The sequence below is a fragment of the Lysinibacillus sp. K60 genome (assembly GCF_019731275.1).
GTDB classification, from domain to species: Bacteria; Bacillota; Bacilli; order Bacillales_A; family Planococcaceae; genus Lysinibacillus; species Lysinibacillus capsici.
In genome coordinates this window covers 15,944-41,678 of the sequence record NZ_JAASJR010000004.1, presented here as the reverse complement: position 1 = coordinate 41,678, position 25,735 = coordinate 15,944, and the positions used below count along the sequence as shown (strand labels likewise).

Below are 25,735 nucleotides of genomic sequence, written 5' to 3'. Positions count from 1 at the left end.
ATTTTTTTGTTAAACAAAATGATCTTTTAGCTAGTTTGTAATAGCGTCTTTTAGGTTAAACTTTTATCGAGTGAAAGGAGGAGAATGTAAAATGTTACAATTTGAATCAAAAATTGTTGGAAAAGAGATAGGGTTTGGCTATTTACGAGATAAAATTGCCGATCGGGGTTTCACGATTGGCGGGAATTGGGAGTACTATAAAGGTAGCTTTGACTCGGTATTATGGAAAGAGGCAGGAGAAACTATTTATTTACGTGTCCCTTTTATCGTCACATCAGGAGAGCTTGATAATGAAGATGCTCAAATTCGTTTTCAAAAGCCATTTGTCATTAAGCATGTTGAGAATATTGGTCTAGATTATGATGAGGGCTCCTTACTAGATGCAACTGGTGTTAGCCAATTTCAAACCCCGCTTGATAAAGATGGATACATTCATGATAAAAGTAGATGGATTCAAGCAGGTGAACAAGCTGTGGAAGAAAAAGTACTTCCATTTTTCATTCATTAGCTAGATAAATTTAAATGGCTGCTGCAAGAAATTATATGTCTTTTCTCCTTGTTATTTTGGGAACATGTAATCAAAAATACAAATAGAATTGTCGTAAGAATTTTCCAACATTATAATGGTATTAGCATGTACTACTATATGAGGTGAGTTTATGGATAAAATAGCTATAGATGATTTTCAGCATTCCTATCAGAAATTGCACCAAGAACGACTCATCCATCGTAAAGAAGCCTTTCTAGAGGTGTTAGAAAAAACAAGAACATTTGGTGAAATAATCCTGCTTGAAAGTATAAAAAGTAAGAGAGGCGTCTAGGTGGCGTCTCTTTCTATTTTTCACAAAAGAGAGGATGATTAATCATGGGACGTTACATGCCTTTATTACTGCTAACAATGATTCTATGTGTTGCTTGTACGTCAACGAAGAATAATACCAATAAAAGGTTAGAGAGTGAGGGAAATCACGCGATAGATGGTATGAATTCCTCTGTTGAAATACTAGCAGATCAATTGCAGACACCTTGGTCGATTCAAAAAATTGGAGATGTCTTTTATATAGCAGAAAGGCTAGGCAGTATTGTAAAAATTGCGGAAGGGAGCGTTGATAGGCAGCAGATTATCCTGAAAAAGGAGCTATCAACTGCGCCAGAAGCGGGTATGTTGGGATTTGTATTAGCACCTAATTTTCCTACCAGTCAAGTTGCCTATGCGTATTATACGTATGTCGAGGAAGAGGAACAATTTAATCGTATTGTTACGTTAACGTTTAGCGATAATAAATGGATCGAACAGGATCTTATTATGGATCGAATAAAGAGTGGTACATATCATCATGGTGGACGATTGAAAATAGGTCCTGACGGAAAGCTGTATGCAACGGTAGGAGATGCAACACAACCTTCTTTAGCACAGGACGTGAAGGCTTTAGAAGGAAAAATTTTGCGCATCAATTTGGATGGCTCCATACCGAATGATAATCCTTTTCCTCAATCCTATATATACAGCTATGGACACCGAAATCCACAAGGCTTAACATGGTCTACTGATGGTACGATGTATGCCAGTGAACATGGCAATGCAGCAAATGACGAAATTAATATCATTGAGAAGGGGAAGAATTATGGCTGGCCTCTTATTGAAGGAATGGAGAAAGAGCAGGGGATGATAACACCTCTTTTTACATCCGGTGCTTCTACCACATGGGCTCCATCAGGCATTGCTATTGTAAATGATCAATTATATGTCGCTGCCCTAAGAGGTACAGCAGTCCTAGCTTTTGATATAAATAAGAACAAACACAATGAATTACTATCAGAATTTGGTAGAATTCGTGATGTCTTTGTGGATGAAAAGTTTCTTTATTTTATTAGCAATAATACAGATGGTCGTGGAAATCCACAACCTCAGGATGATAAACTATATCGAACGCCATTGTGATATAATATTTGAGAAAACATGGAATGGTAGGAAGAATGGGGAGGACAAACATGGCAAACTATCTTAAGATCGCAGTAGCAATTGATTTCTCAGAACAATCATTAAAAGCATTGGATAGAGCGAGTCAATTAGCAAAGGAACACAATGCTATTTTGCAATTGGTGAATGTCATTGATACAAAATCGTTTGGAGCAGTTTCAGCATATGACTTAAAATATGCCGAGCAATTGAAGAAGGAAAACATTCTTAAAATGGAAAAGCTAGAAAAAGAGGCGTTACAGACAGGAGTCAAAGAGGTCGAATCCATTGTAGAAACAGGTTCACCAAAAGGTATTTTAACACAATTACCTCAGGTTGATTTAATTGTTTGTGGTGCAACTGGGTTAAATCGTATGGAAAAAATGATGTTAGGCTCTGTGGCAGAGAAAGTCGTACGTCATGCGCTTTGTGATGTGTTGATTGTTCGTTAGTGGTTAAATAGTTTAGAGTAAAAGAACCTGCTTGTGCTAGTCGACAAGCAGGTTCTTTTATTATTGGATTGTTTGAGCGTTATCAATAATGCTTTGAGGTATATCAATTGTTTTTAGATGATTAAATTCCGTATACGTAACGACTGATTTTGTATTCATTAACAATTCGTCACCTTCTACGGCCATTTTTAAGTCAAAATTCATATCCATTTTGTTCGTATCGAAAGTCTCTTTATCGATGTGTAGCACGTAGTTAATTTTTTCAATTGATAGTTGATCCATTGGGTTTTCTTCTAGACCCATTTCTTGGATAGACTTATTAATCTCAGAATCGATTAGCTCTTTGAATTTATCGCCTTTTGCATCTAATGTAAGGACATATTCATCATCCGTTTGTTCAAATGTAAAGTCCTTAATGAATTTTTTCAATTGTTCTAGCTGTTCCTTCGCATCAGCAGAAGCCGCCGTTTGATCTAATATGGCATCAAAGTTCTCATCAGGGAGCTTTAACCAGCTGTCTGTTGTCGAATCCTTCATAAATAAGCCTGCATCTTTTTTCATATACATTTCAATTGGCATGTCCATTGTTTCTTCACTTTCATTCATCATATCAGGCATTGTCATAGATCCTGATAAATGCATTGCAAGTGGATCAACGATGATATCCATCTCCATTTTGGAGTCGATTGAAAACTCCATTGCTTCTTCACCAGACCCAACCTTTGTCACCTGTGTCATATCCATTTTAGCACTTGCACTTTGAATATCAGCCTGGCGATCTACTGCCTTGTCATACACTTGTTCTAAAGTGAGTTTGCTTTTATTAGTTGTGTCTTTCGTAGGCGTAGCGCTTGAATTACAAGCGGCAAGTGTCAACGCTAGTGTTCCGACTGCTAATACTTTAAAAATTTTCTTCATTACTTTCATCTCCTATTCTTAGTAAAAAACACTATCTACTACTATACGCACTAGAAAAGGAAAAGTTTCATAAATTGTTAGAAAAGAACTATTTTTTTATTAAAAAAATAACATTATTCCTACTTTTGTAAGTGGTAAACGTGATAATTACCAAATGAATAGGGATAAAACAAAAAAGCTGTCACGAACTTATCATACAAGGACGATAAGTTCAGACAGCCTTTTGCTTACACCGTAGTGTAATGGATCAATTATAACCCCAGATCATAGCAAATAATGTACCAATGATTGTCACAACACCTACGAATACTGAGTATAAAATGGTTGTATATAACGTTTTTTTATCTTCAGATTCACCGATGTGCATGAATAATACTAATTGTACAGTTGCCTGTGCAAGAGCCGTTACTAGTAAAATTCCAAATGCCATATTAAGAGACATATCAAATTTAACAACTGCTAAAGCTACGATTGTTAGTAATAGTGAGAAGCCGAAGCCCATCACATGTTGTTTTGGGAATAATTCCTTCATCAGCTAATCAGTCCTTTCAAGTAGACGAAGCTGAAGATGAAAATCCAAACAACGTCTAGGAAATGCCAGTACAGTGAGAAGATAAACGCTTTATTAGCCGTTTGTGGGTTTAAGCCACGTTTTGCTACTTGGATTAAAATAGCTACGCCCCAGAAGAAACCGAATGTTACGTGGGCACCGTGCGTTCCAAGTAAAGTCATTAAGGACGATAAGAATGCGCTTGTTTGGATCGTCGCACCTTCGTGTACATATGTGACAAATTCATCAATTTCAATGGCTAAGAAGCCAAGGCCTAGTAGTAGAGTGATGATAAAGAATGTCATCATCGCTTTTTTACGACCGATACGCATTGCATGAACACCAAGACCAATTGTGAAACTACTTGTTAATAATAAGAATGTTTCCCATAGAACTGGAGTTAACTCAAAGATTTCAGCACCATTTGGGCCACTACCTGTCCGTGTGTGAAGTGTGAAATACACAGTAAACAATGTGGCAAATAACACGATCTCGGCGCCAAGGAAAATCCAGAAACCAAAGATTTTTAGGCGATTTTCCTCTGTACTATATTCTAATGGAAGTGAAGAATCGATTTTCATATTATTTATCACCTCTCAAGCTTTTCTCAGTTGCCATAACTTCCTCAACTGAAATATAACGACCATGGTCTTTTTCAAAAGAACGATGGATCATGAAGCCAAATACACCAAGCATACTAATGATGGCTGGCACCCACATATTGAATACAGCGAAGAATGCTGCAAGGAAGAAGAATCCACTCATCCAGAATGGTGTGCCTGTATTATTTGGCATGTGAATTTTTTCGATTGTACCTGCAGTAATATCGCGACCTTCTTTTTTCGCGAACCAATACTCATCTAAGCGAGTAACGGTAGGCACTACGGCAAAGTTATATTCTGGTACTGGAGAATGAGTAGCCCACTCAAGTGTACGACCATCCCAAACATCTGCCTTTTCATTGCGAGGCATATGCTTCCAGCTGTAGTAAATATTGTAGACGATTAAAGCAAAGCCGACTGCAAGTCCTAGAGCACCGACGAACGATAACATGTTCAATGGACCATAACCAGTAGACTCAGAATAAGTGTACATACGACGAGCATATCCATCTAAACCTAAAATGAATAATGGGAAGAATGTTACGTTGAAGCTGATGGCAATGAACCAGAAACCAGCTTTCCCTAATTTTTCATTTAGACGGAAACCGAACATTTTTGGCCACCAGTAGTGGTAACCTGCAAGGACACCAAATACTGTACCTGGAATTAATACATAGTGGAAGTGGGCAACTAAGAACATCGTATTATGATATTGGTAGTCAGCACTTGCCATCGCTAGCATTACCCCTGTAACCCCACCAATTGTGAAGATAGGAATGAAGCCAAGTGCATAAAGCATCGGTGTTGTAAATTGAATTTTCCCGTGCCTCATTGTGAGTAGCCAGTTAAATATTTTAACCCCAGTAGGAACTGCGATTGCCATTGTTGTAATAGAGAAAACACTGTTTACCATTACACCATGACCCATTGTATAGAAGTGATGGGCCCAAACTACGAATGATAGTAGGGAAATGACCACCATACTCATCACCATTGATTTGTAACCGTATAAGTTTTTACGTGCGAATGTTGCAATGATTTCTGAGAAAATACCAAAAGCAGGTAGGATAACGATATAAACCTCAGGATGTCCCCAAACCCAGAAAAGGTTGGCCCAAAGCATATCCATACCACCGTCTTGCATCGCAAAGAATTTTGTGCCGAATTGACGGTCAAACATCATCAGAGCAAGCGCTACAGTTAATACTGGGAACGCGAATACGATAATAATGTTTGTAATTAAAATAGACCAAGAAAACATTGGCATTTTCATTAATGTCATACCAGGGGCACGCATTTTAATGATCGTCGTGATAAAGTTAACACCTGTCATTAAAGTACCAATACCTGATAATTGAAGGGCTAAAGAATAATAGTTATTCCCTACAGTCGGACTAAATTCCGTACTTGCAAGAGGGAAGTAGGCTGTCCAACCAGCGTCTGGTGAACCACCGATAATGAATGATAAGTTTAATAAACCAGCACCTGCTGCAAATAACCAGAAGCTGACAGCATTTAGACGTGGGAAAGCAACGTCACGTGCACCGATTTGAAGTGGAATGACAATGTTCATTAAGCCGATAACAAATGGCATCGCCATAAATAGAATCATTAATAAACCGTGTGTTGTGAAAATTTCATTATAGTGTTGTGCATCAAGAAGTCCGTTATCTGGAACGGCTGTTTGTGCACGCATTAATAGTGCATCGATACCACCGCGGAATAGCATTAATAAAGCTACTGCGATATACATAATCCCGATTTTTTTATGGTCAACAGTTGATAGCCAGTTTTTGTAGAAATAGCCCCATTTTTTGAAATAAGTAAGGCCTGCTACGATAACCACTGCACCAACTACGATACTAATAGCTGCCGCTAAAATCATCGGTTCTTGCATTGGATGGAATAATTCTTCCATACTCATTGGATGCGCTCCTTTCAGAATTAAAAATTAATGTCTCGATTCGTTCAACGATAAAATCAAATTAATGACCAGAATGTTCATTATTCATGTCTTCTTCAGACATATCTCCATGATCCATTTCATCCATATTCATGTGTTTACCATGTTCCATTGGAGCTGGTCTAAAGTCTAAGTGTGTAGATGAGAAGCTTTGGCGACCAACATGTTCTGCCTCTAAAAGCTCATCAAATTTTTCTTCTGTTAATGGTGCCTCTTTCGCTTTAACATCAGCAACCCATTTATCGAAGTCTTCTTGTGTCATAGATTGTGCTTCAAATTCCATTTCTGCAAAGCCACGTCCATTAAAGTTGGAGTTACGTCCCATAAATGAACCAACTTCATCTGCTGCAAGGTGAATTGTTGTTAACATATCACTCATAGCATATTTTTGACCTGCTAATTGAGGAATCCAGAAACTTGTAATTGGACCAAATGAGTAAAGCTTAAATTCGATTGGACGATCCACCGGAATGTTTACATAGTTAACTGTTTCAACACCTTCTTCTGGATAACTAAAATGCCATTTCCAGTTTGATGATGATGCATAAATCACTAAAGGCTCCTTATCGTCATAACCTGCTGGTTGAGCTTCTACTGTAGATGTTGTTCTTACTGTTACAACAGCTAAAAATGCTACGATAATAATTGGAATTACTGTCCATGTAATTTCAAGCAGATGGCTTCCTTCTTCATGAGGAGGCTCATAATCTGCAGCAGCTTTTGATGCACGATATTTTGTAAGCATAAAAGCCAAAAGCACATACACGACTAGCAATATAAAGGCCATTGTAATAATGGATAAGATAATTGTGTTTGATAATGTTTCAGCATTAGGTCCTTTTGGATTGAACACTGTTAATGGTTCACATCCAGCAAGAAGAGCAATCGCACTCAATGCTACTAACATTAAACTTAATTTTTTCTTCATGTTTGACTCCTTTCTATAGAACGGCTATTCATAAAATTCATGTGTTTTTTGTCAGTGTCACATTTACAAATAGTTGATACTGAGGTCACCTCTTTTATCTTGGCGTATCAATCAACAACATAAGAAATTACAATGGCATGGTTCAATATGAAACATAATATCTAGTGTTGATTGATCTGATGCAAGCGTTAGCAAAATCAATGATGTGCACAATCGTTTAAATACGTACTTGGTTAACTACGATTGCCACATTCTCTCGTTGTTTGCACATTGGATTATACGCCCTGTTTTTAAGAAAAAACATAATTTTGTTATGAAAATGATAGTATAGCGGTATTGAATTTGAACATTTTTTGAACAAAAATCGTTATTTTAGTATTGGTATTTATAGGTTTTATTTATTAAACACTGTGGAAACGTTGAAAATACTGCATTCCTGATGTTTACCTAAGTAAATAATTTAAAATGTGAAAAATGGTATTTCACATTTTAGACGCTGTTTTGTAATAAAATCATTGTCATACCAGTCCTATTGGGATTTTTTATTTGCCTTTTATCCAAAAAAGGAGTAGATGCAATGACGTTTTATGGAAACAATAGGTTGAATTTTCAATGAAAGGAATGAGTAAGGAGGGAATAAATGGAGTGAAATATTAATTATGTTAATATAATAACTGTTTTTCTTTAATATCCATATTTTTACTTCATTTGTTTTATCTGAAAAGTAAAAAGCAAACTAAGACCGTTCTTAGTTTGCTAGTATTTTAGAAAAAAATTATGTTATCAAGAATTAAGCGGTGTAATTCAGCATTTTTAAAATTACCTGTCAATCACCAAGCTTCAGCCATTTGGCTACTTGTCCATAAATCGTATTTTGAAGCTGTGGAGCTTTATTATTCATTTTCAAAGAAAAATACAGTGTTTTCATAAAGTTTAAGGTACAAGTTCTGCCACTAAAGAAGAGCTCATTATAACCTTGTGTCATTAAATGCATTTCGAATTTATCAAAAGCCTGCTCAACAAATTCGATCAGTGCTTCCTCTGAGTAATTCCGAAGTAATAACGCATCCACTATATTAATTAAACGTTCCTCTTCATCGTTAACAAAGACTGTTTCTTTCCAAGTGACAAGTTTTAATGCATGTAAAATGGATGGTGCATACTGTAAATCGAATTTTGGATGTTTTATTGTTGTTGTAGCTAAATCTGCACCATGTGCAATACTGTGTGCCCAACCTTTTTCCTGAACATATCCTCTCGTATCCTGTTCTAATAACAAATAACGGCCAATTTTTTTGAAGAACACTTCTAGGTCTTCCTCTCTTAAAACGAGTAATTCAGCGTCCTTTGCAAGAAGACCTGCAACTAGTAAAGCGGAAAACGAACGAGTAAAGACACTATCCTCTGTTTTATCTCCGATATGTAAATATAAAAAATCCTCACCTGTAACTGTATCAAACAAATATTGAAGTTGTTGAGAACTCAATAAATTATCACTTAGTAAATCAACAAAGGTGCGATAAATGAGGTGGTCTCGTAATTCGGCATCAACTGAGCCAATATGGGTTAACATCTCCTGTAATAGCCAATCACTATGCTGGAACATAAATGTCTGACGCTCAGACAGTGTCATTGTTGAAAAAGACTGTAATGTTTCTTTAATATCCATGTTAAAAAAGCCCCCAACTTATTTTTGTACTATATATTATAGCGCCATTTCATTTCGAAGGGATAAATTTGAAACCTTCATTTTAAATAAGCACAGTTAGAATGTCCTCTTTAAAACATAATTTTTACAATATTATTTCCAGAAACTATAGAAAGTTGTTATGATAGAAACGCAATTAAATGGTAAAACTAAAATGTGAACAATAAAAAAGACATACCTATTTAAGTATGTCTTTGTCTAGCTAAATAATGACTGCTGATTTAATGCCAATTGGCCATTCAGTGAGCGTGTGTTGATTTGTCTTTAACTCGACAAGAATATTGGCATTTTTGATTGCATCAATGAGCCATTCACTATAGTGACGATTTGGTTCAGGATGCTGTAAAATCTGCTGCATATCTTTTTTATCAACATGTAACAGCTTGTAGTTACATTCAATGTTTACTTTTTGAGGAATAATGGAAAGAGACTCATTTTGATGACCAAGTGCAATAGATCCAGGAATACACCCTTGGATTTTTAAAATATAGGTGCTGGCTTCTTGTGTGAAGACATCAATTTTGGTGCGTGTTAAAAGTTCAAATTCTATCGGCTTATCTTGAAAAGGGCCGTCCGTTGTAGAAATTGAAATGACTTTAATCGATAATGCCTCGAATGTAGATGAGATACAATGATCAAACTCTGTAATTGTATCAAGTAATTGCATGGATTCCACTCCTTGTGTAAGAACTTGATTTTCTTGATGCAGACAACAAAGGGGGAGTGTCTGCGAATTGTGATAAATTTTAGACTATTCTAATTATAATACAATTTATTACAAAATATGAATGCAAAAGCAATAATTTTTTGTTAAAAACAAGAAACTTGTGGATTTTTTAGTAAATAGCAGAAATGAAAAATTAGAACAAAGAGGTGAGAAAAATGACAAAAAGAAAGCGTCATGTCATTAAACATGACAATGTTGTTGTTTTTCCGGGCGCTGTCCAAACTTTAATACGTGAAGGACATATGTTTGCTGAAAATTTTCAGTATGAAAAAGCGGTGGCGAGTTTTGAAAAGGCATTTGTGTACGAAGCTGGAGATGAACTTGCTCTTAGTGCCTATGCTTTTGCCTTGTATGAATTAAAGGACTATAGCAAGACTAAGAATGTTTGTGAGCAATTATTTTCAATGGGTACGTCATTTTATGTAGAAATCATGGAATTGTACATTACCGTATGCATGCAGTTAAAAGAATACCATCAAGTAGAGTCATTAATTACAACCCTACTTGAAGAAAATGTTTTGCCTCAGGATCAAATTGAAAAATTTGAACGTTTAAAAAATTTGAATAGTGAAGTGTCTAAGAATCTAGAAAAAAAAGAAAATGCACAACGGTTAATAGAAGAACAGGAATATGGCCTTGAGAAATTTGGGGCACTTAGTCCAAATGAGCAATCCATTCGCTTACATCGACTGATGGATACAAATGTAAGACAACTAAAAGAGCCATTGAAAGAGATTATTGAATGTTCCACGATCCATCCGTTTGTCCAAAGTCTAGCACTCATATTATTAGTAGAACAAGAAGTAGCTATCAATGTTACAGTGGCCAAATTTAATCAAACCAAAATTGTTAATCCTACTGAATTAGTATTGCCTAACCAGCTACCGCAGTATGGAGAAATAAAAAATATACTAGAATTGAAGCTAGAACAAGACCCATCAACGTTAGAAATGGTACAATATTTAATGGCAAAGCATGCGATTGTAACGTATCCATTTGAATGGCACCCGTTCGAAGCAGATGATGTTGCCTATAGTTATATTGATTTTGTCTTAGCGATGCTTGGAAATGTACAAGAAATGGACTATGAAATCATTGACTTTTTACAAATGTTAGAAAAGTTAACAGAACTACATTAGGTATGAAATAAGTTGAAACTATACACATCTATGTTATACTAAAATGGTTGTCAAAATCGTAGTTACGAATGAATTGTCTAACATCTAAACTTGATTATTTATTTGGAGGTATTTATACATGTCAGCAAAATGGGAAAAACAAGAAGGTAATATCGGTACTCTTACAATCGAAGTACCTGCTGCAGAAATCGACGCAGCAATGGACCAAGCGTTCAAAAAAGTTGTAAAACAAATTAACGTACCAGGTTTCCGTAAAGGTAAAATGCCTCGTAAAATGTTTGAACAACGTTTTGGTATTGAATCTCTATACCAAGATGCATTAGAAATCATCGTTCCTGAATCTTATGCAAAAGCAATTGATGAAGCTGGAATTATGCCAGTTGATTACCCAGAAATCGCTGGTACAGAAAACTTTGTACACGGCCAAGATTTCACATTCACTGCACAAGTAACAGTGAAACCGGAACCAAAGCTAGGAGACTATAAAGGTCTAGAAGTATCTAAACTTCCAGTAGAAGTAACGGATGAAGAAGTAGATGCACAAATTCAAGATCAATTAGCTCGTAAAGCAGAGCTTGAAATCAAAGAAGACGAAGCAATCGTAGAAGGTGATACAGCTGTGATCGACTTCGAAGGTTTCGTTGGTGAAGAAGCTTTTGAAGGTGGTAAAGGTGAAGACTATCCACTAGAAATCGGTTCAGGTTCATTTATTCCAGGTTTTGAAGAGCAACTAGTTGGTGTTAAAGCTGGCGAATCTAAAGATGTTGTTGTTACATTCCCAGAAGAATATCATGCAGCTGAATTAGCTGGTAAAGAAGCTACTTTCAAAGTAACAGTGAAAGAAGTTAAAACAAAAGTTCTTCCTGAGTTAAATGATGAATTTGCAAAAGAATTAGATCCAGAAGTTGAAAGCGTTGAAGCTTTACGCGCTAAAATTAAAGAACAAACTGCAGCTCAAAAGGAAACAGAATCAGATGCAGCTCTTCGTGATGAGCTTGTAGAAAAAGCAGCTGAAAATGCTGATTTTGAAGTACCAGCAGGTATGATCAACTCTGAAACTGATCGTATGTTACAAGAATTTGGTCAACGTTTACAAATGCAAGGTATGAACCTAGACCTTTACTACCAATTCTCTGGTCAATCAGAAGAAGACTTACGTGGCCAAATGAAAGAAGAAGCTGAAAGCCGTGTGCGTGTATCATTAACACTTGAAGCAATTGCTGAAGCAGAAAAAATTGAAGCATCTGAAGCTGATATTGAAGCAGAATTAGAAAAAATGGCTGCTCAATTTAACATGACTAAAGATCAAATCACAAGTGCTTTAGGTGGAACAGCAGTACTTGAAAACGACATCAAAATCCAAAAAACAGTTGAATTTTTAGTAGAAAACGCTAAAATTACTGAATAAGATTTTGTGTAATTAGATAGCCCAAAAAAACAAGGTACGGCATTCATCCGTGCCTTGTTTTATCACATAAACTCTTAGAAATCAGTCCCCTTAACATTAATTCACTTTATACTTCACTTATACATAGTATTGTTTTAGTTTTTATCTTCATTCAGCAGATGTTTTTGTATCCAAAGTATAATGTCAGGTACAAAAAACTCCCATCTCACATAGATGGCGAGCTGTAAACCTTTTAACCTTTTAGTGTGTGTTTAAACCACGACTGGATGAAGATAGTGCCTGCTGGCAGGCGTCAAGGATTTTGATTGAAGTCCTAGCGCTATTAGAGTCAAGGCGAAATTGATTCGATGCTAAACTTAACTTCATTCAGAAAGGTTCTAACTAAATAAAATTTATTTTTTGAGTGATATACCCTTGGTTGATGAATGTAGTAGATTTATAAATAGAGATTCAGTAGTTTGTAGTGTGTCGGAAGTGAATAAATGTAACTTTATAGCAGTATAAGGTGGCGAAGTAAGTAGGTTCCTATAGCATGCTTCGAAAGACAATTGAAGTAAAGTACATGTCGATGCGTTATAATCTACACATGCATAATTACTGAGGCGTAAATGATGCAGACAATTTATTTGATAAAGGTTCAATAATCTTGTAAGATTGTTGCTTGAATAGGGGTGAAACATATTGTTCAAATTTAATGATGAAAAAGGCAATTTAAAATGCTCATTTTGTGGAAAACCACAAGAACAAGTGCGTAAATTAGTTGCAGGTCCAGGTGTTTATATTTGTGATGAATGTATCGAGCTTTGTTCAGAGATCGTTGTAGAGGAACTAGGTGTAGAAGAGGAAATTGAATTCCAAGATATTCCAAAACCAAAAGAAATCTTAACGATTTTAGATGAGTATGTAATTGGACAAGAGCGTGCTAAAAAAGCATTGGCAGTCGCAGTTTACAATCACTATAAACGTATCAATACGAATAGTAAAATTGATGATATTGAATTAGCAAAATCGAACATTGTGTTAATCGGCCCAACTGGTAGCGGTAAAACTTTATTAGCTCAAACGTTAGCACGTATTTTAAATGTTCCATTCGCAATTGCGGATGCTACCTCTTTAACTGAAGCAGGTTATGTTGGTGAGGACGTTGAAAATATTTTATTAAAGTTAATCCAATCAGCTGATTATGATATCGAACGCGCTGAAAAAGGGATTATCTATATTGATGAAATTGACAAGGTTGCACGTAAGTCGGAAAATCCATCTATTACACGAGATGTTTCCGGCGAAGGTGTTCAGCAGGCACTCCTGAAAATTCTTGAAGGAACAGTTGCAAGTGTTCCACCACAAGGAGGACGAAAACATCCTCATCAAGAATTTTTACAGATCGATACAACCAATATTCTTTTCATTGTTGGCGGTGCATTTGATGGTATTGAAACCATTATTAAACGACGTCAGGGTGAAAAAGTAATAGGATTCGGTTCAGATCCTAATAAAGTAGATGTAGATGAAGGTTCTATCATGTCCAAGCTGATTCCGGAGGATTTATTGAAATTTGGTTTAATACCAGAGTTCATTGGTCGATTACCTGTACTTGCGAGTCTGGAGCAATTAAATGAAGCAGCACTAGTACAAATTTTAACAGAGCCGAAAAATGCACTAGCCAAGCAATATCAAAAAATGCTTGAATTAGATGGCGTTGAGCTTGAATTTGATGAAGATGCTCTTGTGGCAATTGCTAAGGAAGCAATTGAACGTAAAACAGGTGCGCGTGGTCTTCGTTCAATTATTGAGTCAACAATGCTTGATGTAATGTACGAATTACCTTCACGTGAAGACGTAAAAAAATGTATCATTACAGCAAAAACAATTACGGATAAAGAAAAACCGAAATTGCTTCTTGAAGATGGCACTGAACTCGATGAAGGTAGCGACACTAAAACTTCAGCATAATGAATAGACGTGGCTGTCTACCGTTGTGAGATAGAGAGTAATTAGCTGACTTCGATTGTGCAATATTCGCACATATCGACAGTCAGCTTTTTATTCATTCCTACATAAAGCAGCTGTAACTTGAAGAAATTTTTGGCTCGCTTCAATATCTAGTGTGAATCAACTTTTTAAACACATACTAGTAGCGCGGGATGTTAACATGAAAATTTTGACGGAGGTGAATGCCCGCATGGTGACAATACAAAAAACAACAAATGTACCATTATTGCCTTTGCGTGGACTTTTAGTATTCCCATCGATGGTGTTACATATTGATGTGGGTAGAAATCGTTCTGTAGCGGCACTTGAGCAGGCAATGTTAGAGGACCAAATGATTTTATTGGTAACACAAAAAGAAATGCACGATGAACAACCTGAAGAGCAAGATTTGTATTCAGTTGGTACAATTGCCTATGTCAAACAAATGCTTAAATTACCAAATGGCACATTACGTATCCTTGTAGAAGGAGTTGCTCGTGCAACGTGGAAAAACTATCGTGCGTTGGAGAAGTATACGGTTGTCGATATTGAGATTAAAGAGGAGTCAACAGAAAAAGATGTAGAAACACAAGCGTTGATGCGGACATTGTTGACGTATTTTGAAAAATATGCAAAATCTTCCAATAAAATCACGACAGAGACGATCAATACTGTAACGGATATTGAAGAACCTGGTCGTTTAGCAGATATTATTGCTTCTCATTTGCCGTTTAAAATTGCCGACAAGCAAGAAGTATTGGAAATGCTAAGCGTTAAAAAACGACTAGATCATTTAATTATTCGCTTGCATGATGAACAGGAAGTATTGGATCTAGAAAAGAAGATTAATTCCAAAGTAAAGCAGTCAATGGAGCGTACGCAAAAGGAATATTATTTACGTGAGCAAATGAAAGCTATCCAAACGGAGCTGGGAGATCGCGAAGGGAAGACTGGAGAGGTTGCAGAATTACGGAAGCGTATCGACGAAGCTGGTATGCCAGAAACAACAAAGGAAGCAGTACTGAAAGAATTAGATCGCTATGAAAAAATACCTGGAGCTAGTGCAGAGAGCGGTGTTATTCGCAATTATATTGATTGGCTTATTTCATTGCCGTGGACAAATGCTACAGAGGATCGCATGAATATTGCCCATGCTGAAAATATTTTAAACCGAGATCATGATGGATTAGAAAAAGTCAAAGAACGTGTTCTAGAATATTTAGCAGTACGTCAGCTGAAAAATTCACTGCGAGGACCTATTTTATGCTTAGCAGGGCCTCCAGGTGTTGGTAAAACATCATTAGCTCGCTCCATTGCCGAAAGTTTAGATCGTAAGTTTATTCGTATTTCTTTAGGTGGTGTTCGAGATGAATCGGAAATTCGCGGACATCGACGTACGTATGTTGGTGCAATGCCAGGACGTATTATTCAAGGAATGAAAAAAGCAGGTACCATTAATCCAGTATTTTTATTAGATGAAATCGATAAAATGTCGAATGATTTTAGAGGTGACCCTGCAGCAGCCATGCTTGAAGTTTTAGACCCTGCACAAAATAATACATTTAGTGATCATTATATTGAGGAACCATATGATCTATCTAATGTGTTATTTATTGCAACTGCCAATGATTTAAGTAGCATCCCAGGACCATTATTAGATCGTATGGAAGTAATTTCTATTGCGGGCTATACTGAAATCGAGAAAGCTCAAATTACAAAAAATCATCTTATACCAAAGCAGCTTAAAGAGCATGGTTTGAAAAAAACGCAAGTGGTAATCAAAGATGAAGCAGTCACTGATATTATACGTTATTATACTCGGGAAGCAGGAGTTCGCGGTTTAGAACGACAAATCGCTACGCTTTGCCGTAAAATTGCCAAAGTAATTGTATCTGGTGAGAAAAAACGCGTAACGGTTAGCTCAAAATCATTACAAGATTTACTTGGTAAACATCGTTTCCGCTATGGACAGGCTGAACAGGAGAATCAAGTGGGTGTCGCAACTGGACTTGCTTATACAACAGTTGGTGGAGATACATTACAAATTGAAGTTTCTTTAACACCAGGTAAAGGGAAGTTACAACTAACTGGTAAGCTTGGTGAAGTAATGAAGGAATCGGCTCAAACAGCCTTATCCTATGTTCGTACGAAGGTAGAACACCTTAATGTGGATGCAGAATTTTTTGAAACTCATGATATTCATATCCATGTACCAGAGGGCGCTGTACCTAAAGATGGACCATCAGCTGGTATTACAATGGCAACAGCTATCGTTTCGGCTATTCTACATCGCCCGATTCGCCGCGAGGTAGGTATGACAGGTGAGATTACCTTGCGTGGCCGTGTATTGCCAATCGGCGGCTTAAAAGAAAAAACATTAAGCGCTCACCGTGCAGGATTAACGACAATCATTTGTCCTAAGGATAATGAACGTGATATAGAGGATATTCCTGATAGTGTACGTGAGCAACTAACATTTAAACTAGTGACATCGGCTGATGAAGTTTTAGCCTATGCGCTGGACGGAGGTTTTTAAAAAAATGAAAGTCCATAATGTCGAAATGGTCATTAGTGCGGTACGACCAGACCAATATCCAGAAGATGGACTGCCAGAATTTGCATTAGCAGGTCGTTCGAATGTAGGAAAGTCTTCCTTCATAAATCGAATGATCGGACGTAAAGCTTTAGCACGTATTTCATCAAAGCCTGGTAAAACACAAACCCTTAACTTTTATAAGATTGAAGAGCAGCTATTTTTTGTAGATGTTCCAGGGTATGGTTATGCAAAGGTTTCTAAAACAGAGCGTGAGGCATGGGGAAAAATGATTGAGCGCTATTTTACAGGACGCCAGGAGTTAAAAGCAGTCGTACAAATTATAGATTTGCGACATCCTCCGACAGCTGATGATCGTATGATGTATGATTTTTTAAAGCATTACAATATTCCTTGCATTGTCATTGCAACGAAGGCAGATAAAATTCCAAAAGGTAAATGGGATAAACATAAGAAAATTGTCAAAGAGACACTGGAGATGGAAAAAAGTGATCCACTTATTGTCTTCTCATCAGAAACGGGTCTTGGCTTTGAGGAAGCTTGGAAAACAATCGAAAAGAAAATGTAATAAAAAACATCTATTGTATCTAAACCGTTAGGACAATAGATGTTTTTGTATTTTCAATCGAGTGGTGTAGAAAATTAGGGAAAATACTTGATGATGAAACTATTTGTCCGATAAATTAGATAGGAGGTGGACTAGATGGATATCGCAGCTTTATCGATGGCAATGAACCAAACAACACTTATGCAAAATGTATCTTTAGCTGTTACGAAACAGGCAATGGAAATGCAACAGCAAAATACAGAACAGTTAGTTGAAATGTTAGATGCTCCACATCCAACAGCCGGACATACAATTGATATTCAGGTATGAAGTAGGCAAGGTAGCTTGAAGTTAAAAGCTACCTCAACTTTTGTTTTTAGAAATAAATTCAAGAAGGCCTAAAATGTAACTTTTCTAATAAGAAAAACTACCAATAATACGATATACTAATAATTAGTAAGGAGGCAGGTTTTTTGAAAAAATATTTATACATACTGATGATTACGTTACTGATGATAGTTGGTTTTTCCTTTAATCAATCTGCTAAAGCAGCCCAACTAGTGACAGGGACATTTGTTGATGTAACGTTTTCAGAATATACGAAGCCAGATGGTACGATAGAAAAGCAACTTAGTAAAATTACATTGGAAAATGATCGTGGACGAACAGTAACGTTTAATATTAATAAAAATACTAGATTATATATTAATAATACGTCTACAACGATTGAGGGTTTTAAGATGGGGATGGAAGTCGAGGCTGAAATTTCTCTCAGAAGTGTTGTTGAACTTCGCGGTACCTCTCATACACCAACAGAAACAAATGTACCATCAACAGGAAGCAGTAACGGTAAAACAACTGCTGGTGTCGTCACTAGTATTGATCCAAATGGTTTATTTATCATGGTAAAACCAGATGTTGGCGCAGAAACGACATACTATTTAAACAAAGAAACCAATTATCAAAAAGGTTCTTCTGCAACAGATATTAGTGCATTATACGTTGGGGATCGAGTTAAATTGAGTTTCAAAAATAAAACTTCCTCAATCATATCAAAGGTAGCTATCAGTGAAACAGGTACGCTCGTTGAAAACTTATATAAAGGCGAGATACAAGCGGTCAATCCTAATGCCAACAAGCTTACCGTGAAAAATCAACATGCCTTTGTTAACTGGCAATTTGGCTCTCAAACAACAAATGATCTTTCAACTATGCCTTTTACATCCAAAGTACCAATCTATGTTGGGAATACGAAAGTCGAGAAAGGTCAGCTGAAAAATTATATAGGTAGCGAAGCATACTATGCGACCGTTAAACAATTTGGTAAGGAAGTAATCGAGAAAATTGTCGTATTAAAAAATAATGAAAGAACATATTACGAACCAATGCTGTCTGTTGATACAGATTACCAACTACTGAAACTGAAAACAGCAGGAACAATGTATTTCCATAATGGAACTATTTTAATTCGAAATGGACGATTAATTGAACCTACTGGTCTTATGGCATATGGTACTGCTTTTGTCGTGGCTGATGGTGCTACTCGTGATCACTATGCCCAAGTAATACAAGTTACAAGTGATAGCTTCATGTCACCTAATCTTGCAGGTCATGAATTATATTATGGACGCTTATCTCAAGCAGATGGATATGTAATTGAAATTGACGATGCGATGAAGATTGAATCAAATGTTTTCAAGAAAGCAGATCGTACTGTACTGTCAGTTAGTAATACAACGAAAGCTATGGTAGATGACGGCAATAAAACATATAGTGTCATGCCAGATATTGAACTTTACTTATCTGAGGGTGACTATGGTTATTTCTATGTGAAGGAAGGCCATGTACAAGCTCTTCATATTTTAGACAAGGCTAAACCTGTTGCCCCTCTAATGCTTGCAGGGAAACTACAGTCTGTGAAATCTACGTATCCTGCAGTCATTAATGTCAAGAGTGTTAGTCAATGGCAAAATGGTCGTTGGTATGAAGCGGGTGAAATGGTTAATATGAATATTGACCAAGCGACACTGATTAAAGCAGGTAAGGTGATTCAAGCTTCTGACTTACAGCCATCTGATCGTTTAGTTGTATTATCAGATCGATTTGTTAAAGCTCATTTTATTTTGGTAGATTAGCATGAATATTAAACTAAAAAATCTGTGAGTCTTATGCGAATATGTTTCATAATCTAAAGATGAGGAAGTTACTTCGAATAGGCTAAATTCATTCGCAAGACAAGCAGATTTTTTTAGTGGTATTAGAAACAAGCTTCATTATGCACGCAAATGCACAGTGAGAGAGAGGAAAAGCGAATGCAAAAAAAATTATCTAAAATAATGTTTCTAGTCCTTGCTGTTTTTTTGATTGGAACAACTATTCCATTCAATGCATCAGCCGCTTCATTAGAAACAACAGGTGCTGTAAAAAACGAATATACATATGAAGAAGCTGTGTTCCTTTCAGGGACACCTGTTATTTTTAAAGGGACAAGCAAAGATATTAAAATTGCACAAAAAGAATCCAAAGGTAAATTAACTGAAACGTATAGCATGAAGTTAACAGCAAGCAATGGCGCTACATTGACAAGAAATATTGCCTATGAATCAGATGTAGTGGATTATGCTGTTCTTGGTCAAAAAACATCCAATGGTGAAGTGAAGAAATACACTGAAAAAATTACAATTGGCGCCATTACTTATTCCTTAGTCGATTATCAATTTTCACAAGGAACAGTTACTGATAATCGTGCAGCCTCTGATTATTACTCAGGAAATATTATTTCTAGAAAAACCTATGCTTTTGAAACAGGAAAAGGAAAAAATGCTGTTCAAAACACAGTAACAATTGAAACAGATAGTCGACATGCAGGCTATGAGAACTTCTGGGGTGCGACAGAAACTCAAATCACGGAGTCTGTTTATTCCTATAGTGATGGTAAAACAAGCCATGTGAAAAATCGTCTATCTACAAGTAAATCACGTGTTTTAAATTATGAGGAAAATCTCGGTAGCTTAGGGAGTTTTGAAGGTGGATATGCAGTCGTAAGTGAAAAGGATGTTATTTCTGAATATACATACGACCTATCTTCAGGACAAAAAGGTACACTTGATTTAGATACAGAGTACATGCCGACAATTGAACGTCTTATCATTCCTAAATTCAGAGATTTAACAACCCATTACGCGAAAGAAGCAATTGAAAAACTTTATTCTCTAGGTATTTACTCAGATTCAAGTAACTTCTTTTCTCCTAATACACCAATGAAACGTATTGATTTTACGACGGCTATTGGTAAAGCGGTTGATTTACGTGTGTTTGAAGAAAAGAAATCAAAAAAGACACCTACTACAAGTGTTTTTAAAGACTTGAAGCGTTCTATCAAAGATTACGGTTATATTGAATCAGCGTTAAATAAAGGGATAATTAAAGGTGTATCAGCTGACTACTTTAAGCCAGATAATGCGATTAATCGAGCACAGGCTGCAACTATCTTTGTCCGTGCCTTAGGACTTGAAAATAGAGCACCTGATCCTGGTTACTTAACTAAATTTACAGATGACAAACAGATTCCAAATTATGCGAGAGATGGCATCTATATAGCGAATGAACTTGGCTTAATGATTGGTGATTCTGCTGGTCGTTTTAATCCAAATAAACCGCTAACGCGTGCAGAGGCGTCAGTTGTTCTAGAACGATTCTTGAAATATTTAGAGGATGACTTAAAACAAAACTATCGTGATGACATATTGTTCTTTAACTAAAGAAAGGATGGAACAAAAATGACCTATGTAAAAAAAGCATTGCTTGCTATGCTTTGCTTCATGCTTCTACTGATGACAGCTACACCTGCTGTTACGCAAGCAGCTACAACAATTAGAGATGTTCCAACAAATAGCAATAATTATAAAGCTATTTCATGGGCGGTCGATAACGATCTGATGTCCTTAAATAGTGCAAGTAACTTTTTACCAAATGATCAAGTGACAGATCGCGATCTTGTTCTGATGTTTGCCAAACTAGATCGTAACTATGCTTTATCTTATATTGATAGTGTTGCTTATAATTTCTATAGTGATTTTTATTTACCATTTAACGGTACACATGTAAATACGAATCGAACAAAAGCTGTAACACGTGGCCAATTTGCCCAAATTTACGCGGCTTTTAAAGGCTTAGATTTAGATGAGCCACAGGCAGTTCAATATTTATATTCAAATGATTTATCTACAAGTTCTACAGGTAAAAACACATTCGCAAGCTTTAATCCATCCACAAAATTAACACGGGGTGATGTTGCTGTATTTTTCTATCGTGCTGTTCAAAATAGCACTTTCGCAGTACAAGGATTAAAACGTAGTCCAGCTGGTCGTGACAATGATAGCATTACGTTACCTCCTGGTTTTATGGGATCTAGTAGTGCTGATTTTGAAGAGCCAAAGGATAATTCAAATGATTTTACTGGACCAAATAATGTTAATAATGCATTGCAGAGTATCGTGGTGGAAAAGCCTGATTTAATTGCAAATAATGTGGATACAACACTAGTTACGGTGTCTTTAAAGGCTTGTAATGGTGATCCTATCGCTGATGATAAATCCTATTCATTCCGCGTGAAGGCATCCTACGGAAATATTGTTGATACTTCAGGTGAAGCAGTTGACATTGTCCAATCAGATGGTTCAACTGTATCTGCTATAGTGGTAGCACCAAAACTAACTAAATCAGTACGTGATACAATAACTTTTGAACTGATTAATAATACGGACCCAGCAATGAAGTGTCTTGTTGGAGAGAAACTAAACGCAGAAGTGCGTTATGCACCACAGCCTGAATTACGTATTGATTACCAAGTATACGACCCAGCAAATACAGATGATAATGGTAGCGTGATTCCTGAATTTCCTAAAAGTGAAGATATTCCAGAGTTCTTTACGCAAAACTTAATTGATGTTTATAGCCCAGTTCCTCTCAATGCTAATTCAGATAAAAAATTATTTAGTATTGGGCAGCAAACAAATGTGACAGACGTTTTAGGAAATGTGCAAAACATCTATTTGCGTTACGGTGGATCTGATCCTAAATATCCGGCATTAGGTTATGAAAATGCTATTCTTCAATTTGAAAACTATAATATTTCTGTATACTTATTTGAGGAACTTTTAAAGACACGTTTTGAAAACTCTGTTACGACGCCAGCTAAAACGGAAATAATGTATTTAATTGCTGACGATGGTCGTCCTATTTATCGCATTCAGGGCATTGACGATGATATTGCCTCACAGGTAGAGAACATTAATCCAGTCGGCGCCATTATTCAGCTTATGAAAGAAATGCCAGACGAAAAAGATTTAACATTAGAACATTATGATAGTGTTATGAAGATTTATTCGATCTTCACAAACTTAAGTAACTATGACCGTACGGTATTATTAAAATACCAAGGCGGTAAATTACTTGGACAAGTAGAGGCCTTTAAAAAACGAGTAGAGGCACTAAAGGAAAGTGCGGATGCGGCATCAAGACCATCAGGAAAAGATCGTTATACAAAAGTGATGGTGACTTTAGTGCGTCCTGGTGGAGAGCCTATTACAGATTATCAAGGGACAGTTAAAATTAAGTATGACGGAGTAGAAAAAACAGCTTCATTCATTACGAACACTTCTGATCCATTAAATAATACAGGAAATCCAGGTACTGCTGTAGCCTACTTTGATTCAGTTATATATGGGAAATCTAAAGTAGAAGCAAGACTTGTCAATCCAATAGACCCTCGCTATGCAACGTCCTTGAAGGGTTTAAAAGATAAAACAGTAACGAAAGATATTTTCACGAATCCATACTTCAGTAAAAATTCTTGTTCTTTAGCAACAGAAATTGCCTATGTAGTGGATTATTCTTCTTCCATGAAAGCTGTTGATCCAACAAATTATCGTGGGAAGAAAATGATTGAACTAATCAATCAATTAAAGGCTAAAAATAACATAGTCATTGAAACCAATACAAAAGCAACAGTACTTGGAGAAGGCACAACAGAAAATGTGTTGAAAAAAGATCTTTATAAAGCATCGAAAGAAAAGGGTGCAACCGATATTTTTGCAGGCATCGATATTGCTTTAACAAAATTCTCGAATGATTCGAAAACATCCAAAGCGATTGTTGTTGTCTCTGATGGTAAAACAAGTAAATCAAAAATGACAAAAGTTATAAATGAAGCGAAAAAGCAAGGTGTCAAAGTATACACAGTAAGTATGGGCAAAAAATCACAAGTAAATGACGCCACTTTAATGCAATTATCTTCAGAAACGGGCGGAACGTACTTCCATGCAATTGATAATATGCAATTGCATCAAGTCTTCCAGAAGTTAATTGATACAATTTTATGTAAAACGCAAGCTTCGAGCTGTATCAATCCAGAAGATTTATTTGAAGAGACAAGTGTTTCGCTACGAAAAGGTTATATTACAATGAGTGCTCGAGTTGATGGTAACTGTCAAAACGTTGCGAAGATGAATGTACGTTTTAATTCAATCAGTGGAGATGTCCAATTTGATTTGCAAAAGCGTAGTGATCAAGTTTATATGTTAACAAAAACTGTTCAAACGATGCAGGACTTTAAAGTCAATGATGAGATTGAGTTTATAGCATACGATAAAGATGGAAATATGATTGCAATAAAGACTGTTACAATAACAAATTAATGAGAAAACTGCCTCCGATGAAGGGGGCAGTTTTTTAATTTGAAACAACACGTATAATTTGTTACACTTAGTTTATAATAATTCTAATGTAGATGACGAATTGCAGTTCTTCATGACATGTTCACAAATTATTGATGAACTCTTGTCGAACTGTGCTATAATGAGATTTGTGAATTAGAACGTGTGAGGTGTTATTCATGCATACCATCGTAGTAGGCTTGAATTATAAAACAGCGCCTGTTGAAATACGTGAGAAGTTATCATTCATTGAGAGTGAACTGCCACAAGCAATGGAAGCGCTGCAAAAGCAAAAAAGTATATTAGAGAACGTAATTGTTTCGACATGTAATCGTACAGAAATATATGCTGTTGTGGATCAATTGCATACTGGACGTCATTTTGTGAAACAATTTTTAGCAAACTGGTTTGATTTACCTGTGGAGACATTTTCTTCGTATTTAACGATTCGTGAAGAAGATGAGGCAATCGAACATTTATTTAAAGTGACAGCTGGAATTGATTCAATGGTTCTAGGTGAAACACAAATTTTAGGGCAAGTAAAAAAAAGCTTTTTAAGTGGACAAGAGATTGGCACAACAGGAACGGTATACAATCAGCTATTTAAACAAGCAGTAACATTTGCAAAGCGTGCTCATAATGAAACAGCGATTGGTGAGAATGCGGTATCCGTTTCCTATGCTGCTGTAGAATTAGCAAAGAAAATTTTTGGCTCATTACAACGCAAGCATGTAGCTATTTTAGGTGCAGGTAAAATGGGGGAACTTGCAATTGAGAACCTTTACGGTAGTGGTGTAGGGAAAGTTACTGTCATTAACCGTACATTTGAAAAAGCAGAAAGCTTAGCAGCTAAATTCCATGGTGAAGCTAAATCAATGAAGGAATTACAATGTTCTTTGTTAGAAGCGGATATTTTAATTACTTCAACAGGTGCTACTGATTATGTTATTGATTACGAGCTAATGCAATTCGTGGAACGTTTACGTAAAGGAAAACCATTATTCATGGTAGATATAGCGGTTCCTCGTGATATTGACCCACGAGTTGGCGACCTACCAAATGTATTCCTATATGATATTGATGATTTACAAGGTATTGTCGAAGCGAACTTAGCAGAGCGTGAACGTGCTGCTGCTGATATTACTAATATGATTGGCGACGAAGTTGTGCAATTTAAAGACTGGGTAGCAACGCTTGGGGTAGTGCCAGTCATCTCAGCATTACGTAAAAAGGCAAATCGTATTCAACAAGAGACTATGACAAGTATCGAAAATAAAATGCCAGATTTAACGGAACGTGAACGTAAAATTTTAAGCAAACATACAAAATCTATTATCAATCAATTGTTAAAAGAGCCAATCTTGCAAGCTAAAGAAATGGCTAATTCTCCAAAAGCAAATGAACAGTTACGTTTATTCCAACAAATTTTTGGTATAGAGGATGCTGTGGAAGCTGAAGTTCATGAGATGACAAAGCAAGAGCTTGAGCGCAAAGAACGCGCACAGGTATCTCAGACTTCTACTGAACCAAAGTACTCTTTCTAAATTATCTATTGCGCTCACGTAGAAAGCTGTGATTGTATATGGGTGTTA

The 25,735-nt window shown here is 36.3% G+C and carries 21 protein-coding genes; 14 read left to right on the top strand and 7 right to left on the bottom strand.

All coding sequences use genetic code 11. The annotated features are described in order from the left end of the window. Positions 1 to 91 precede the first annotated feature (91 nt). From HCH28_RS10515 to HCH28_RS10500, 4 genes are all read left to right on the top strand, one after another. Positions 92 to 508, top strand: a complete 417-nt coding sequence (locus HCH28_RS10515; protein WP_202341304.1) for a YugN family protein — start codon at positions 92 to 94, stop codon at positions 506 to 508. A 151-nt stretch (positions 509 to 659) separates the two neighbouring features. Then, complete coding sequence (locus tag HCH28_RS10510; protein WP_004226572.1) at positions 660 to 821, top strand: hypothetical protein; 162 nt, start codon at positions 660 to 662, stop codon at positions 819 to 821. Positions 822 to 865: 44 nt separating this feature from the next. Then, positions 866 to 1,942 carry a PQQ-dependent sugar dehydrogenase gene (locus HCH28_RS10505; RefSeq protein WP_221680904.1) on the top strand — a complete coding sequence of 359 codons (1,077 nt, stop codon included), beginning with the start codon at positions 866 to 868 and terminating at the stop codon, positions 1,940 to 1,942. Positions 1,943 to 1,992: 50 nt separating this feature from the next. After that, positions 1,993 to 2,412, top strand: coding sequence for a universal stress protein (locus tag HCH28_RS10500; RefSeq protein WP_221680903.1), 420 nt, complete (start codon positions 1,993 to 1,995; stop codon positions 2,410 to 2,412). 60 nt (positions 2,413 to 2,472) lie between these two features. On the opposite strand, the gene HCH28_RS10495 is transcribed toward HCH28_RS10500, so the two are convergent. The 7 genes from HCH28_RS10495 to HCH28_RS10465 all read right to left on the bottom strand — a co-directional run bounded on the left by HCH28_RS10495 (position 2,473) and on the right by HCH28_RS10465 (position 9,748). Further along, positions 2,473 to 3,330 carry a DUF6612 family protein gene (locus tag HCH28_RS10495; protein WP_255601140.1) on the bottom strand — a complete coding sequence of 286 codons (858 nt, stop codon included), beginning with the start codon at positions 3,328 to 3,330 and terminating at the stop codon, positions 2,473 to 2,475. A 247-nt stretch (positions 3,331 to 3,577) separates the two neighbouring features. Beyond that, positions 3,578 to 3,862: a cytochrome aa3 quinol oxidase subunit IV gene (gene qoxD / locus HCH28_RS10490; RefSeq protein ID WP_004226585.1), complete on the bottom strand. Its 285-nt coding sequence runs from the start codon at positions 3,860 to 3,862 to the stop codon at positions 3,578 to 3,580. Further along, positions 3,862 to 4,461, bottom strand: a complete 600-nt coding sequence (gene qoxC, locus HCH28_RS10485) for a cytochrome aa3 quinol oxidase subunit III (protein WP_004226587.1) — start codon at positions 4,459 to 4,461, stop codon at positions 3,862 to 3,864. The genes qoxD and qoxC overlap by 1 nt, the downstream gene beginning before the upstream one ends. Before the next feature lies 1 nt (position 4,462). Beyond that, on the bottom strand, positions 4,463 to 6,406 hold the full coding sequence (gene qoxB / locus HCH28_RS10480; protein WP_221680901.1) for a cytochrome aa3 quinol oxidase subunit I: 1,944 nt from the start codon (positions 6,404 to 6,406) through the stop codon (positions 4,463 to 4,465). Between the two features lie 61 nt (positions 6,407 to 6,467). Then, a complete protein-coding gene (qoxA, locus tag HCH28_RS10475; RefSeq protein WP_221680900.1) occupies positions 6,468 to 7,373 on the bottom strand; it encodes a cytochrome aa3 quinol oxidase subunit II in 906 nt (301 codons plus the stop codon). Positions 7,374 to 8,199: 826 nt separating this feature from the next. Then, the gene (locus HCH28_RS10470) at positions 8,200 to 9,042 is read right to left on the bottom strand and encodes a DUF2785 domain-containing protein (protein WP_221680899.1); all 843 of its coding nucleotides are present in this window, start codon (positions 9,040 to 9,042) and stop codon (positions 8,200 to 8,202) included. Positions 9,043 to 9,283: 241 nt separating this feature from the next. Beyond that, positions 9,284 to 9,748, bottom strand: coding sequence for a hypothetical protein (locus HCH28_RS10465; protein ID WP_066036516.1), 465 nt, complete (start codon positions 9,746 to 9,748; stop codon positions 9,284 to 9,286). A 215-nt stretch (positions 9,749 to 9,963) separates the two neighbouring features. On the opposite strand from HCH28_RS10465, the gene HCH28_RS10460 reads away from it, so the two are divergent. The 10 genes from HCH28_RS10460 (at position 9,964) to hemA (ending at position 25,687) form a co-directional block, all read left to right on the top strand. Next, entirely contained in the window at positions 9,964 to 10,947 is a 984-nt protein-coding gene (locus HCH28_RS10460) for a CDC27 family protein (protein ID WP_221680898.1), read from the top strand. 118 nt (positions 10,948 to 11,065) lie between these two features. Then, positions 11,066 to 12,355, top strand: coding sequence for a trigger factor (tig, locus tag HCH28_RS10455; RefSeq protein ID WP_221680897.1), 1,290 nt, complete (start codon positions 11,066 to 11,068; stop codon positions 12,353 to 12,355). A gap of 681 nt (positions 12,356 to 13,036) precedes the next feature. Then, positions 13,037 to 14,308 carry an ATP-dependent protease ATP-binding subunit ClpX gene (gene clpX / locus HCH28_RS10450; protein ID WP_036075657.1) on the top strand — a complete coding sequence of 424 codons (1,272 nt, stop codon included), beginning with the start codon at positions 13,037 to 13,039 and terminating at the stop codon, positions 14,306 to 14,308. A gap of 229 nt (positions 14,309 to 14,537) precedes the next feature. Then, complete coding sequence (gene lon, locus HCH28_RS10445) at positions 14,538 to 16,862, top strand: endopeptidase La (protein ID WP_221681086.1); 2,325 nt, start codon at positions 14,538 to 14,540, stop codon at positions 16,860 to 16,862. Positions 16,863 to 16,866: 4 nt separating this feature from the next. Beyond that, on the top strand, positions 16,867 to 17,448 hold the full coding sequence (gene yihA, locus HCH28_RS10440; protein WP_221680896.1) for a ribosome biogenesis GTP-binding protein YihA/YsxC: 582 nt from the start codon (positions 16,867 to 16,869) through the stop codon (positions 17,446 to 17,448). A gap of 135 nt (positions 17,449 to 17,583) precedes the next feature. Then, positions 17,584 to 17,757, top strand: a complete 174-nt coding sequence (locus tag HCH28_RS10435; RefSeq protein WP_004226614.1) for a YjfB family protein — start codon at positions 17,584 to 17,586, stop codon at positions 17,755 to 17,757. 143 nt (positions 17,758 to 17,900) lie between these two features. Beyond that, entirely contained in the window at positions 17,901 to 19,562 is a 1,662-nt protein-coding gene (locus tag HCH28_RS10430; protein ID WP_066036515.1) for a hypothetical protein, read from the top strand. Between the two features lie 177 nt (positions 19,563 to 19,739). Then, positions 19,740 to 21,188 carry an S-layer homology domain-containing protein gene (locus tag HCH28_RS10425; protein WP_221680895.1) on the top strand — a complete coding sequence of 483 codons (1,449 nt, stop codon included), beginning with the start codon at positions 19,740 to 19,742 and terminating at the stop codon, positions 21,186 to 21,188. 18 nt (positions 21,189 to 21,206) lie between these two features. Next, positions 21,207 to 24,125, top strand: a complete 2,919-nt coding sequence (locus tag HCH28_RS10420) for a vWA domain-containing protein (RefSeq protein WP_221680894.1) — start codon at positions 21,207 to 21,209, stop codon at positions 24,123 to 24,125. Positions 24,126 to 24,322: 197 nt separating this feature from the next. Beyond that, on the top strand, positions 24,323 to 25,687 hold the full coding sequence (gene hemA, locus HCH28_RS10415) for a glutamyl-tRNA reductase (protein ID WP_221680893.1): 1,365 nt from the start codon (positions 24,323 to 24,325) through the stop codon (positions 25,685 to 25,687). Positions 25,688 to 25,735: the final 48 nt, after the last annotated feature.